At 64.1% G+C, this 12,352-nt stretch carries 14 protein-coding genes; 2 read left to right on the top strand and 12 right to left on the bottom strand.

What is annotated here, in order from left to right; all coding sequences use genetic code 11:
- The 10 genes from AC0L3P_RS24930 to AC0L3P_RS24885 form a co-directional block, all read right to left on the bottom strand.
- The coding region (locus AC0L3P_RS24930; protein WP_473305913.1) for an aminotransferase class I/II-fold pyridoxal phosphate-dependent enzyme at nt 1-520 on the bottom strand (520 nt) is incomplete at its 3' end.
- A 205-nt stretch (nt 521-725) separates the two neighbouring features.
- Complete coding sequence (locus AC0L3P_RS24925) at nt 726-1,130, bottom strand: GFA family protein (RefSeq protein ID WP_473305911.1); 405 nt, start codon at nt 1,128-1,130, stop codon at nt 726-728.
- Between the two features lie 116 nt (nt 1,131-1,246).
- A complete protein-coding gene (locus AC0L3P_RS24920; RefSeq protein ID WP_354064933.1) occupies nt 1,247-2,845 on the bottom strand; it encodes a caspase family protein in 1,599 nt (532 codons plus the stop codon).
- A 205-nt stretch (nt 2,846-3,050) separates the two neighbouring features.
- Nucleotides 3,051-4,499, bottom strand: a complete 1,449-nt coding sequence (locus AC0L3P_RS24915) for an ammonium transporter (protein ID WP_275169018.1) — start codon at nt 4,497-4,499, stop codon at nt 3,051-3,053.
- A 38-nt stretch (nt 4,500-4,537) separates the two neighbouring features.
- A complete protein-coding gene (locus AC0L3P_RS24910) occupies nt 4,538-4,876 on the bottom strand; it encodes a P-II family nitrogen regulator (protein WP_008142813.1) in 339 nt (112 codons plus the stop codon).
- Nucleotides 4,877-5,312: 436 nt separating this feature from the next.
- A complete protein-coding gene (locus AC0L3P_RS24905) occupies nt 5,313-5,915 on the bottom strand; it encodes an ATP-dependent Clp protease proteolytic subunit (protein WP_473305904.1) in 603 nt (200 codons plus the stop codon).
- Between the two features lie 41 nt (nt 5,916-5,956).
- On the bottom strand, nt 5,957-6,331 hold the full coding sequence (locus AC0L3P_RS24900) for an SRPBCC family protein (RefSeq protein WP_473305901.1): 375 nt from the start codon (nt 6,329-6,331) through the stop codon (nt 5,957-5,959).
- A complete protein-coding gene (locus AC0L3P_RS24895; RefSeq protein ID WP_275169024.1) occupies nt 6,328-6,642 on the bottom strand; it encodes an ArsR/SmtB family transcription factor in 315 nt (104 codons plus the stop codon). Before AC0L3P_RS24895 ends, AC0L3P_RS24900 begins: the two co-directional genes overlap by 4 nt.
- A 41-nt stretch (nt 6,643-6,683) precedes the next feature.
- Nucleotides 6,684-7,985, bottom strand: coding sequence for an ammonium transporter (locus AC0L3P_RS24890; protein ID WP_473305895.1), 1,302 nt, complete (start codon nt 7,983-7,985; stop codon nt 6,684-6,686).
- 127 nt (nt 7,986-8,112) lie between these two features.
- The gene (locus AC0L3P_RS24885; protein WP_007598647.1) at nt 8,113-8,451 is read right to left on the bottom strand and encodes a P-II family nitrogen regulator; all 339 of its coding nucleotides are present in this window, start codon (nt 8,449-8,451) and stop codon (nt 8,113-8,115) included.
- A 238-nt stretch (nt 8,452-8,689) separates the two neighbouring features.
- Between AC0L3P_RS24885 and AC0L3P_RS24880 the strand changes: the two genes are divergently transcribed.
- Nucleotides 8,690-9,580 (top strand): DUF4339 domain-containing protein, encoded by an 891-nt coding sequence (locus tag AC0L3P_RS24880; RefSeq protein ID WP_027514848.1) that lies wholly within the window; start codon nt 8,690-8,692, stop codon nt 9,578-9,580.
- Nucleotides 9,581-9,620: 40 nt separating this feature from the next.
- Here the strand turns inward: AC0L3P_RS24880 and tesB are convergent, their stop codons facing one another.
- Nucleotides 9,621-10,484, bottom strand: coding sequence for an acyl-CoA thioesterase II (gene tesB / locus AC0L3P_RS24875; protein ID WP_211394983.1), 864 nt, complete (start codon nt 10,482-10,484; stop codon nt 9,621-9,623).
- A gap of 213 nt (nt 10,485-10,697) precedes the next feature.
- On the opposite strand from tesB, the gene AC0L3P_RS24870 reads away from it, so the two are divergent.
- Entirely contained in the window at nt 10,698-11,918 is a 1,221-nt protein-coding gene (locus tag AC0L3P_RS24870; RefSeq protein ID WP_473305889.1) for a ubiquinone biosynthesis hydroxylase, read from the top strand.
- A 222-nt stretch (nt 11,919-12,140) separates the two neighbouring features.
- On the opposite strand, the gene AC0L3P_RS24865 is transcribed toward AC0L3P_RS24870, so the two are convergent.
- On the bottom strand, nt 12,141-12,338 hold the full coding sequence (locus tag AC0L3P_RS24865; RefSeq protein ID WP_007598651.1) for a Trm112 family protein: 198 nt from the start codon (nt 12,336-12,338) through the stop codon (nt 12,141-12,143).
- Nucleotides 12,339-12,352: the final 14 nt, after the last annotated feature.

Genomic DNA, 12,352 nt, shown 5'->3' with positions numbered 1-12,352 from the left:
CTGCGCGGTGGGGGTTTTGCGGGCCCATAAACTTTTTTGGGGGGGGGGCCCAAAAAACCCGGGCCGCGCCGCCGGGGGGGCGGGCGCGGGCGCCGTAGACCGGATAGAATGGGTTCGGCATCAGGATCGCGGGCTTGCCGGGACGCGGGCCGACATAGCGCGCCGCCGCGATCGCGGCGAGGAACAGCCCCTCGCGGCTGCCATTGAGGACGAGAATCTCGCTCTCGGGATCGAGGGCGCGCGGCAGCTTGAAGCGCGACGACAGCCAGGCGCCCGCAGCCTTGCGGAATGGATCGGTGCCCTTATTCGCGGGGTAGCGGCCGAAATCGGCGATGTGCTTGGCCAGCACCGGGCCGACGAAGTCGGGCACGGGATGCTGCGGCTCGCCGACGGCAAGCGAAATCAAAGGCTTGCCGGGCTGATGGGGTGCCAGCAGCTCGTTCAGCCGGACGAAGGGTGAGCGTTCGCTATCGGAGCTTCCACTGTCCTGCGGCGCACGGGATGAAGCGGTCATAGCCATTCTGGACGCCAGCACTCTTGGAACAGCCGGTCGCAGCACGGCGCCGGCGGGAAGCGGTTCAGTTCACCATAGATAGGGCGAGGTTAAGACGCGATTAACCATCGGCCGCCGGCTCCGTCCAGAGCAGGAATAATGAGGCCGGATAACATCGGGATGCGCGGCGCACCCCAGGCTCGTCATGGCCGGGCTCCGTGACCAGGCGCGCCTAGCGCGCCGGCAGCTTCTCGAAGGTCGCCATGCCTGCGGGGATCGCGTGGAAGTCCTGCTTGTCGCAGGTGTAGATCGCCATCTGCGGCTGGAACTGCGCAGGCTCGTCCAGCGTGCCGACCTTCAGGATCGCGGCCGGCAGTCCCGGGACCTTGGTCACCAGATGCGTGCCGCATTCGGCGCAGAATTCGCGCGTCACGGCGCGTTCGAGGTCCTTGCGCGTGAATTGCTTGGGTTGCCCGGTGGTGTAGCTGAAGCCGGCCGCCGGCATCGCGATGAAGGTGTTGGGCGCGCCGCCCGAGATGTACTGGCACTCGCGGCAATGACACTGCGCCTGCATCATCGGGTCGCCTTCGGCGACATAGCGCACTCCGCCGCAATAGCATCCGCCTTCCAAACGCATGACGACCTCCCGGTTTGTTATTCTTGAGGTCGATATTTCTGCCCCGGCGGCTTGGAATGGCAATCTTTTTCTTTGCGAGCGGACAAAGGCAGACCATCCGCAGCCGGTTCGTGCATCTATTTCTTGGCAAGTCCGCAGCCGTTGAATCCCCGGCCGCGCCAGCACCCGCTGCTCATGCACTCGGCCTCCAGCCGTGGACAAGCGGTTGAAGCGCAATCCGCGCGGCCGCCCATACTGGCGCATGCCGTGGCGCACCTGCTTCGCATGAACGAACAGCTCATGCCGCTTCCGGTCTGCCGCGGTTGCCCTGCTCCGGCCTGATCTGGCGGCAGCACCGCCCTCTTGTCGTCGCGCGTGGGCGCCCGCTTCGAATCAGGTTGGCCCGGACTTGCGGCGGGGCTCTGTGTCGTCAGCTTGGAGAGTTCCATCCGACACGGTCGGCTGGTCTCGGTGCGGACGCCGGCGCCGGTGGTTCCTTTCAGCTCGAGTGCGAGCTTGTACCGATAGGGCGCGCCGGCGGTGCGGCGCAGCGGATCATTCTCACCAACCAGCCCGCTGACGGTGACAGTCGCGCTGCCATCCGCTTCAATCTTCCCGTCATAGATTGTCGCACCGGGCTTGCCCTCTTCCCCGGAGAGAGTGTGCAGGACGCCATCTTTGACGCGCAGGGCATACTGGAAATAGGCCTCGGAAAATGGAGGCTTGTTCTCGCAAGTCTCCTTCGCGATCCAGGTTCCATCGAACGCGGTTACGCGCTTGGCGGCGTCCGCTGGTTTCGCCAAGCTCTCGATGCGTGATTTCGCCAGATCTGCGAAGGCGCAGGCCGGGAAGCGTACGAGGTGATCCTTGAATGCCGCGAGCGTTCCCAGCGCTTCCGCGCTGCGCCAATGGTCTCCGGCCTCCGCGCAGGGATCCACCTGAGGCGTCGCAGGCGACAACGCCGCCGTCTCGGGCTTGCCGTTCAGGTAGAACTCGCCGAAGAACGACAGCGACAGCTCCGGCACTTGCGAGCCTTTCGAGCGCTGGTAGACGCCGGCGCTGATCGTCTGAAATACCGTGTTGACGTTGCCCTTGTCGCCGATGTGCTCCAGGAACGCGCTGGTATAGGGGCTGTTGCGGCCGCTGCCGTCGTCGGCGGTCCGGCCGGCCTGTGTCGCATAGGAAATGATGGTGCCCTCGGGACTTTCCATCTTGGCGAGGCCGCGTGAGACGGTGACGCCGCGGCCCTGTCCGACGTTTCGCCGCAACTCGTCAGCAAATGGATTGTCGCGGCAGGCGTCGAGCACGAGGATTCGCAGGTTCTTGGCCTGCTGCAGATCCGCCAGGATCTCGTCGGCACGTACCAGGCGGCGCAGATCGACCTCGTCGCGAACGACGGCATCGACAGGCACCAGATAGTTGACGCCGGCGAACTGGAGCGCGTGCCCGCTGTAGTAGAACAGGGCGACATCGGCGCCGCGGGCCTCACGCGCGAAGCGAAGAATGGTGTCCTGCATGGCGGGCTGGTCGAGGTCGGTCGCGACCACAGGATCGAACCCCGATCGCTTGAGGGCCGCGCCGACATCGGCCGCATCATTGGTCGGGTTGGCGAGCGTGGGAACGTTTCGGTAGGCGCCGTTGCCAATCACCAGCGCGACGCGCTTGTCCGCGCGGGCCTCGAGGCTCGACAAAGCGAGCAACAGGAAACACCAGACCAGGCAATAGGGCAGACGCATGAAATCCTGCTCCAAACGGGGAGCATGATATTCAGCAAGCTCGCAGCAATGCAATTTAACTTATGACGGCCCAGCGGCACGGGACCAAAAAGAAAGGGGCTCCAACTTGCGCTGGAGCCCCTCAACGGTCGGGACATTGCCGGGTATGTGCCCCAAACCGTAGTTGTGAGCGCGACCTCCGAGGAGGCCGCGCCCGGGAGGAGACTTACATGTTGTAGGCGCGCTCGGTGTGCTCCGTGATGTCGAGGCCTTCACGCTCGCTCTCGACATTGGCGCGGAGGCCAACGATCACATCGACGACCTTGTAGAGGATCGCCGAACCGATACCCGACCACACCAGCGTGGTGCCGACACCCCAGATCTGGGAGATCATCTGCGCCGCGAAGTCGTAATCGGCAACCTTCGGCGGGATCGCGGTGTAGTCGATGATGCCCGCACCACCCAGCGCCGGATTGACGAGGATGCCGGTGCCGAGGGCGCCGATGATGCCGCCGACGCAGTGCACGCCGAACACATCGAGGCTGTCATCGTAGCCGAGCGCGTTCTTCACGACGGTGCAGAAGAACAGGCAGACCACGCCGACCACGAGGCCGAGGACGATCGCACCCATCACGCCGGAGAAGCCGGCGGCAGGCGTGACGGCCACGAGGCCCGCGACAGCGCCGGAGATGACGCCGAGCACCGACGGGTGACCCTTGATGATCCACTCCGCGAACATCCACGACAGCGCGGCGGCTGCGGTGGCGACGAAGGAGTTGGTCATGGCGAGGGCTGCGCCGCCGTTGGCTTCGAGGTTGGAGCCAGCATTGAAGCCGAACCAGCCGACCCAGAGCAGCGAGGCGCCGATCATCGACATCGTCAGCGAGTGCGGAGCCATCAGCTCCTTGCCGTAACCGACGCGCTTGCCGATCAGGAGAGCACCGACGAGGCCTGCGATGCCGGCGTTGATGTGCACCACGGTGCCGCCCGCGAAGTCGATCGCGCCCTTCTTGAAGATCCAGCCTGCGTCGGCGTTGATCTCGTCGAGCTTGGCCTGCGCCGCGGTCTTCGCCGCCGCGTCAGTCGCAGCAGCCAGAGCCTTGGCAGCGTCCTGGATCATGTCCGGGCCGGGCCAATACCAGACCATGTGCGCGATCGGGAAGTAGATCAGCGTGACCCAGAGCGGAACGAAGAGCGCGAGCGCCGCGAACTTCATGCGCTCGGCGAAGGCGCCGACGATGAGGGCGGGCGTGATCGCCGCGAAGGTCATCTGGAAGCACATATAGATGAGCTCCGAGATGTTGGCGTCGACCGAGAAGGTCGCTGCCTTCGAATCGGTGGTGACGCCCATCATGAAGGCCTTGGAGAAGCCGCCGATGAAGTCCGAGCCGCCGGTGAAGGCGAGGCTGTAGCCGTACACGGCCCAGATCACGGTGACGACGCATACGGTGTAGAACACCTGCATCAGGACCGAGAGCATGTTCTTGGAGCGGACGAGGCCGCCGTAGAAAAGCGCGAGGCCGGGGATCGTCATCAACAGCACGAGCACTGTCGATGTCAGCATCCAGGCGTTGTCTCCCTTGTTGACCGTTGGCTCGGCGTAGGCTGCGGTCGCAGCGAACAGGCCGACTGCGAGAGCCGCCAATCCCGCGCCATAGGGACGCTTAAACGTCATTTCATTTACTCCTGATTGAATTTTGATAGAGCGCGAAATCAAAGGGCCGCAGCATCGGCCTCGCCGGTGCGGATGCGAACCGCATGGTCGAGATTGATGACGAAGATCTTGCCGTCGCCGATCTGTCCGGTTTTCGCGGCAGACGTGATGGCGTCGATGGTCTTGTCGACCTGGTCGGAGGCGACAGCGACCTCGATCTTGATCTTGGGCAGGAAGCTCACGGCATATTCGGCGCCGCGATAGATTTCCGTATGGCCCTTCTGGCGGCCATATCCCTTGACTTCCGTCACCGTGAGACCGTGAACGCCGATGGCGGTCAGGGCGTCACGGACTTCTTCCAGCTTGAATGGCTTAATAATCGCCATAACAATTTTCATGGGTCCTATCCCCGCTTGGGCCCGGTCCGGACGTGGCCGGGCGTTTCTCGACTGGTTCGCCACGAGGGAGAAAGTTCACTACGCGGGCACAGCCAGGACCCATAGAATCAAATGCCGTGCCAGATCGGGCGTGTTGCCTAACGGACTATGAAAACGGGTGTTTTCGCGTTGGACGCGTATTGCGGTGCAGTGCGCCATTACGCCGCGCTCAATACCTGACCACGTCTGATTAAAATAAAGGCATGACAAGCTGCCGACACATTGGTGCTCACGCGTCGGGCAGCAGAAAGGTATTTCTGTAAGGCGGGCGCCTATTGCAGGGCTGGCCGTGCTGCGGAATATCGGGCCCCTCGCACAAATGCTCACGGAATACGCTCAACCGGGCCAACCAGCTGGAGCGTGGCGAGGTTTGCCGGACGGCCGCCGCCAGAGACCGTCAGGCGGCGCTGCGTTCCGCGAACACCCGGTCGATCAGCCCCCAGTCGACCGCCTGCTGCGCGGTCATGAAGTGGTCGCGGTCCAGGGTCCGCTCCACGTCCTGCTCGGGGCGCCGGCAATGTTGTGCATAGAGCCGGATGAGGCGCCGCTTGGTTTCCTGCATCTCGGTGGCGTGGATCAGGATGTCCGACGCCTGGCCCTGAAAGCCGCCGAGCGGCTGATGAACGTGAAGGCTCGCATTGGGCAGGGCGGCGCGGTGACCGGGCTCGCCCGCCATCAGCAGGAACGAGCCCATCGAGCGCGCGGTGCCCATGCACAGCGTATGCACCGGCGCCTTGATGAATTGCATGGTGTCGTACATCGCGAGGCCGCTGGTGACCACGCCGCCATAGGAATTGATGTAGAGATTGATCGGCTTGTTCGGATTCTCCGCCTCCAGAAACAAGAGCTGCGCGCAGACCAGTCCGGACATCGCGTCATTGACCTCGCCGTTGAGGAAGATGATGCGCTCGCGCAGCAGGCGCGAATAGATGTCGAAGGATCGTTCGCCGCGGGCGGATTGTTCGACGACCATAGGGACGAGCTGAAGCATGTCGCGCATCGGCGACCTCCATGTCTGCGGGTGATGAACTGGTGTTGGTGTTAGGCGGCCGCGCGCATCAGGCAGCCATTGCTGTTGGCCGGCTGCGGCAGCTTCATGCCGATATCGCAGGCTTGCTGGATGATGCGGAAGCGGGTGCCGCCGTCCTCGTTCGGCTCGATCCGGAAGATGACATGGCTTTCGCGAAACGGCGGTTCGGAATCGCGAAGCCGGTAGCGTACCTCTTGGCCCGGGATCGATGTCTCAGGCTCGGCGCCCACAAGATCGCAATCCGGCAGCCAGCGTTCGCGTAAAGCCGGAATGGTCACCGCGCGCCAGACCTTGGCCGGCGGCGCATCGAATTCATATTCGAGCACCAAGTCTGTTTTGAGCACCAAGTCTGCGTCGGAGGGATCAGGCTTCACGGCGTCGCTCATTGATCCATCTCCTTCAAGAGATCGGCGAGGGCATCCATACGTTTCGGCCAATAGGCGCGGTAGCGCGCGAGCCACGTCCCGATGGCAACGATTCCTTCGGGATCGACTTCGTAATTCACAAAGCGGCCCTGCCGCTGTTCGCGCACCAGGCCTGCTCCGCGCAGCACCGCAAGATGCTGCGACATCGCCGGTTGGCTGATCTCCAATCCGTCGCGCAAGGCGCTGGCATTCAGGCTTCCGCCGGCAAGCTTTTCAAAGACCTTGCGGCGGGTCGGGTCGGCCAGCGCCTTGAAGATGTCGGCTTCGATCATGGCGACACATAAGCATGTGCTTATGTGTCGCGCAAGCCCAATTACTGCAGCGCCTCGCCGTGCTGCGAAATATCCAGTCCTTCGAGCTCGTGCTCGCGGGAGACGCGCAACGGTACGAACAGGCCGACCAGCTTGAGCAGGACGAAGCTCACGCCGGCCGACCAGGCGAAGGTGACGGCGACCCCATACAGCTGGATCAGAAGCTGCTGCGGATGGCCCTCGATCAGGCCGGCGGTGCCGCCGATCGCGCTGGTTGCGAACACGCCGGCCAGCAGGGTCCCGGTCATCCCGCCGATGCCGTGGACGCCGAACACGTCGAGCGAATCGTCATAGTCGAAGCGGTGCTTCAGCCAGGTGCAGGCCCAGTAGCAGACGAGGCCTGCGATCACGCCGATGACGATACCGTGCCAGGGCGCCACGAATCCGGACGCCGGCGTGATGGTGCCGAGGCCGGCGACCGCGCCGGAGATCATGCCGAGCACGGATGGCTTGCGCCGCGTCGACCATTCGATCGCACCCCAGGTCAGCGCGCCGGAGCAGGCTGCGAGATGGATCGCAATGATCGCCAGCACCGCCCGCGAATTTGCCGCGCCCGCCGAGCCGCCGTTGAAGCCGAACCAGCCGACCCACAACAGGCCGGTGCCCATCACCGCAAGCGACAGGTCGAAGGGCGAGAGATTTTCGGTGCCGTAGCCATGACGGCGTCCCATCACCTTCGCCGCGACGAGGCCGGCGGTGCCGGCCGACAGATGCACCACGAGGCCGCCGGCGAAATCCAGCACGCCCATGCTGGCGAGGAAGCCGCCGCCCCACACCCAATGCGCCAGCGGAATGTAGACGAAGATGAACCAGGCGACGGAGAACAGCAGATAGGCCGAGAACCGCATCCGGTCGGCCACCGCGCCCGCGACCAGCGCGACCGTGATGATCGCAAACGTCATCTGGTACAGCATGAACAGCGCTTCCGGGATCGTCTTCGCCGTCGGGTTGACGCTGTCCATGGTCATGCCGGCGAGAAACCAGCGGTCGAGCGTGCCGATCCACGGGCCGTCGCCGACGAAGCACAGCGAATAGCCGAACGCGACCCAGAGAATGGAGATGATGGTCACCGCGGCGAGGCTTTGCGCCATGGTGGCGAGCACGTTCTTCTTGCGCACCATGCCGGAATAGAACAGCGCGAGCCCCGGGATCGTCATCATCAGCACCAATGCGGTGGCGACGATCATCCAGGCGGTGTCGGCGGTGCTGATCTCTGAGCCCGCGGCGCGCGCCGGCGAAGCCATGATCGAGACAAGCCCGATCGGCGCGGCCATAGCGGCCGCGCGGCGCAACAATCCCGCCATGTCGTTCCCCCAGCTATTGATTGCGTCGCACGCTGTGGCGCCGTTGCCCGGTGCGATCGAAGAAGAAGAGCGTTTTCGAGCGAAGTGGATACCGGTTCGCGTAAGGAAAACGCGTCAGAACAAAAATCTAGAGCGCGTCGCTGTCGGTTTCGCCGGTGCGAATGCGGGTCGCGTGATCGATCGGCGTGACGAAGATCTTGCCGTCGCCGATTTGGCCAGTGCGCGCGGTCGCAGTGATCACGGCGACGGCCTTCTCGGCGATATCGGAGGCAACCGCGATCTCGATCCGCAGCTTCGGCAGGAAATTCACGACATATTCGGCGCCGCGATAGATCTCGGTATGGCCCTTTTGGCGGCCATAGCCCTTCACTTCAGTCACGGTCATGCCGTGGACGCCGATCGCCGTCAGCGCCTGGCGGACTTCATCGAGCTTGAAGGGTTTGATGATCGCGACGACGAGTTTCATGGTCAGGCCTATTCCCCGGGATGCGGCGCGCCGTATGTCCCCGGCGCAGGGACAATCTGGCATCTTTCCGGGCAAATGGCATAAAAATGTTGCAGGTTGAAGCGGAAAATCGTTGGGCCATGTGAACGGCCGCCTCTGTACAGGGCAGCCGTTCATCCTCCACAATGCGTTTTTGGCATGGATGCGATGAACCCAAGCGTCGCGGCCGGTACAAAACTATGTTCGAGGGGGACGTTTCATGGCGAGTTGGTTCTACGCATCCGAGGGCAAGCAGCAGGGGCCCTATCAGGAAGGGCAATTCCGCGACCTCGTCGCCCAGGGAGTCGTGCGCCCGGATACGCTGGTGTGGTCGGAGGGCATGGCTGGCTGGCAGAAGGCCGCCGAAATCCCCGGCCTGATCGGCGGCGGCGGTGCGCCCCCGATGATGCCGGCTGGCGGCCCGCCGATGATGGGCTCCGGCGGTTACGGCGGCGGTGGCGGCGGAGGATCGCTGGCGGTCGATTTCGGCATCCTCGAGTTCACCTGGCGCAGCATCGTGATGCTGATCGGCATGTGCTTCATCATCCCGGTGCCGTGGGTGTTCGTCTGGTACACGAAATGGATCGTGTCCTGCGTGAAGGTCCCCGGACGGCCCAATCTCAGCTTCACCGGCAATGCGATGGCGCTGGTGCCCTGGTATTTCGGCTTCATCGTGCTGGCGATCGTGATCGGGTTGATCGGCGCCCCGTTGCTGAGCAATTTGCTGTTCATCGCCCAGATCGTTCTGTACTGGCTCCTGATCAAATGGATGGTCGCGAACCTCGCCTCCAACGGGCAGCCGCTCGGCCTGAGCTTCACCGGCACGGTCTGGGCCTATGTCGGCTGGAGCCTGCTGTTCGCGATCTCCATCATCACCATCATCGGCTGGGCCTGGGTCGCCGCAGCTCAGATGCGCTGGTTCTGCCGCAGCATCGAAGGCACGCGGCGCGAGATCGTCTTCAACGGCAGCGGTCTCGGGATTCTCTGGCGGGGCATCGTGGCCGCATTCCTTTGCGGCTTCATCATCCCGATCCCCTGGGTGTATCGCTGGATCATGAACTGGTTCGCGTCGGAGACCGTCCTGGCCCCGCGAGGATCGCTCCGGGCCTGATCTCGAGAGGCATAAGCGCGATCGATCGTGCTTATGCCTCCTAGGCTTTCCGTTCGCGCACGGAGCCTTCCTGCGCGACGGAAGCCACCAGCGTGCCGTCAGGCTTGAAGATCGAGCCGCGGGTCAAGCCACGGCCGCTTCGGGCGCTCGGCGAATCCTGCGCGTAGAGCAGCCATTCGTCGGCGCGGAACGGGCGGTGAAACCACATCGCGTGGTCGAGGCTCGCCGGCATCATGCGCTTGTCGAACAGGGTCCGGCCATAGCGCGCCATGATTGCATCCAGCAGTGAGAAGTCGGACGCATAAGCCAGCGCGCACATGTGCAGCGCCGGATCGTCCGGCAGCGTCGCCGCGGTCTTGATCCAGACATGGATGCGGCCGTCCTCGATCTTTTGGCCGAAATAGCGGCCGAGCTCGACCGGGCGCAGCTCGATCGGACGGTCGGATTCATAGTAGCGGCGGATGAACTCCGGCATTTCCTTGAACATCGGCTGCTTCGCCACCTCCTCCGCCGTCAGCTTTTCCGGCGGCGGCACGTCAGGCATCTTGTCCTGGTGATCGAACGCGCTCTCTTCCTCCGCGTGGAACGACACCATGATCGAGAAGATCGCGTTACCATGCTGGATCGCGGTGACGCGTCGCGTCGAGTAGCTCTTGCCGTCGCGCAGGCGCTCGACCTGGTAGATGATCGGGATCTGCGGATCGCCCGGCAGAATGAAATAGCAATGCAGCGAATGCGGCAGCCGGCCCTCGACGGTGCGGCACGCTGCAACCATCGCCTGCCCGATCACCTGGCCGCCGAACACCCGTTGCCAGCTGGTCTTCGGACTGTTGCCGCGAAACAGATTCACCTCGAGCTGTTCGAGGTCGAGGATCGAGATGAGGTCGATCAGGCTCTTGGACATGCTGGTGCTTTCAAAATGCCTCGTCATTCCGGGGCGCACGGAGTGCGAACCTGAAATCTTGAGCTGACGACCTCTGGATTCCGGATTCGCGCTCGCGCGAGCCCCGGAACGACGGAATGAGGCCGTTCCGCCCTTGTTTCACCGCACTGTTTCGCCCACCTCAAGTCTGGTAGCAAGACCAAGAAAACGCGAAGACTTAGCCGGGAATTGGGTATGTCGGTACAGGGTAGCATTGTCATCGGTGGCGGCGCGTTTGCGGGTCTGGCGCTGGCTCTGGCGCTGCGCCAGGGGCTCGGCCCCGAGATCCCCGTCATCGTCGCCGACCCCGCGCTCGCCACACGGCCGAGCCGGGACCCGCGCGCCACCGCGATCGTGGCAGCCTGCCGCCGCCTGTTCGAGGCGATCGGCGCCTGGGACGACGTCAGGGGCGAGGCGCAGCCCATCCTCGACATGATCGTCACCGACTCCAAGCTGGAAGACGCCACCCGTCCGGCGTTCCTCAACTTTGCCGGCGACGTCGCGCCGGGCGAGCCCTTCGCGCATATGGTCGAGAACCGCCGCCTGATCGATGCGCTGGTGGTGCGCGCCGAGGCCGAGGGCATCGATCTCCGCGCGACCACAGTGTCGTCTTACGACGCGCGGGCCGAAGGCATCGACGTGACGCTCGGTGATGGCAGCGTGATTGCCGCGAGCCTCCTGGTGGCGGCCGACGGTGCGAAGTCGAAACTGCGCGAGCGCGCCGGCATCGCCACCCATGGCTGGGAATACGATCAGTCCGGCATCGTCGTCACCGTCGGCCATGAGCGCGATCACGAGGGACGCGCCGAAGAGCATTTTCTGCCGGCGGGTCCGTTCGCGATCCTGCCGCTTTCAGGCAAGCGCTCCTCGCTGGTTTGGACCGAGCGCCGCAGCGAAGCCGCGCGTATCGTTGCGTTGAGCGACGAGGAATTCCACGGCGAGTTCGAGCAGCGCTTCGGCCTGCATCTCGGCGAGGTGAAGGCGCTCGACAAGCCGCGCGCGTTTCCGCTGTCCTATTTCGTTGCACGCTCTTTCATTGCCCAGCGCCTTGCGCTGGTCGGCGATTCCGCCCACGTCATCCACCCGATCGCGGGCCAGGGTCTCAACATGGGGCTGAAGGACGTCGCCGCGCTGGCCGAGGTCGTGGTCGATGCGGCACGGCTCGGCATGGATATCGGCGCCGCCGACGTGCTCGAACGTTACCAGCGCTGGCGCCGCTTCGACACCATGGCCATGGGCGTTGCCACCAACTCGCTGAACTTCCTGTTCTCCAATCAGTCGACCTTGCTGCGTACCGTGCGCGACATCGGCCTCGGCCTCGTCGACCGCGCCCCGCCGCTGAAGAACCTGTTCATCCGCCAGGCCGCGGGTCTGACCGGGGAGATACCGCGGCTGTTGAAGGGCGAGGCGCTGTAGCGCCGCGCTGACGCCTCACTCTCCGCCGTCGTCCCGGACAAGCGCGCCTCAAGCGCGCGCAGATCCGGGACCCATACGCCGCATCAATAGTTTTGCGAAGACTCGGAGTGACCAGCTCGCGCAACAACCACGTCCTGTGGTTATGGGCCCCGGCCTTCGCCGGGGCGACAGCGAGGGTGTGGCGCGGTCATCGCGCCAAATGACCGGCGCGCTAAAAGTCCCTCAATCGATCTTGCGGGCCTCTTCCGGCAGCATGATCGGGATGCCGTCGCGGATCGGATAAGCGAGCTTGGCGCTGCGTGAGATCAGTTCCTGCTTTGCAGAATCGAACTCCAGCGGACCCTTGGTCAGCGGGCAGACCAGAATCTCCAGCAATTTGGGATCGACGCTGGCTTCGGGGCGTTCGGTTGGCGCGTTCATGGGGGTCTCCGGCG

This window comes from Bradyrhizobium sp. WSM4874, from assembly GCF_055811835.1.
This window is presented reverse-complemented; position numbering and strand designations above follow the sequence as displayed.

Excerpts from the sequence above, each read along its gene's own strand:
- AC0L3P_RS24925 (WP_473305911.1), bottom strand. The coding sequence starts at position 1,130 with ATGCGTTTGGAAGGCGGATGCTATTGCGGCGGAGTGCGCTATGTCGCC.
- AC0L3P_RS24920 (WP_354064933.1), bottom strand. The coding sequence starts at position 2,845 with ATGCGTCTGCCCTATTGCCTGGTCTGGTGTTTCCTGTTGCTCGCTTTG.
- AC0L3P_RS24915 (WP_275169018.1), bottom strand. The coding sequence starts at position 4,499 with ATGACGTTTAAGCGTCCCTATGGCGCGGGATTGGCGGCTCTCGCAGTC.
- AC0L3P_RS24910 (WP_008142813.1), bottom strand. The coding sequence starts at position 4,876 with ATGAAAATTGTTATGGCGATTATTAAGCCATTCAAGCTGGAAGAAGTC.
- AC0L3P_RS24905 (WP_473305904.1), bottom strand. The coding sequence starts at position 5,915 with ATGCGCGACATGCTTCAGCTCGTCCCTATGGTCGTCGAACAATCCGCC.
- AC0L3P_RS24900 (WP_473305901.1), bottom strand. The coding sequence starts at position 6,331 with ATGAGCGACGCCGTGAAGCCTGATCCCTCCGACGCAGACTTGGTGCTC.
- AC0L3P_RS24895 (WP_275169024.1), bottom strand. The coding sequence starts at position 6,642 with ATGATCGAAGCCGACATCTTCAAGGCGCTGGCCGACCCGACCCGCCGC.
- AC0L3P_RS24890 (WP_473305895.1), bottom strand. The coding sequence starts at position 7,985 with ATGGCGGGATTGTTGCGCCGCGCGGCCGCTATGGCCGCGCCGATCGGG.
- AC0L3P_RS24885 (WP_007598647.1), bottom strand. The coding sequence starts at position 8,451 with ATGAAACTCGTCGTCGCGATCATCAAACCCTTCAAGCTCGATGAAGTC.
- AC0L3P_RS24880 (WP_027514848.1), top strand. The coding sequence starts at position 8,690 with ATGGCGAGTTGGTTCTACGCATCCGAGGGCAAGCAGCAGGGGCCCTAT.
- tesB (WP_211394983.1), bottom strand. The coding sequence starts at position 10,484 with ATGTCCAAGAGCCTGATCGACCTCATCTCGATCCTCGACCTCGAACAG.
- AC0L3P_RS24870 (WP_473305889.1), top strand. The coding sequence starts at position 10,698 with ATGTCGGTACAGGGTAGCATTGTCATCGGTGGCGGCGCGTTTGCGGGT.
- AC0L3P_RS24865 (WP_007598651.1), bottom strand. The coding sequence starts at position 12,338 with ATGAACGCGCCAACCGAACGCCCCGAAGCCAGCGTCGATCCCAAATTG.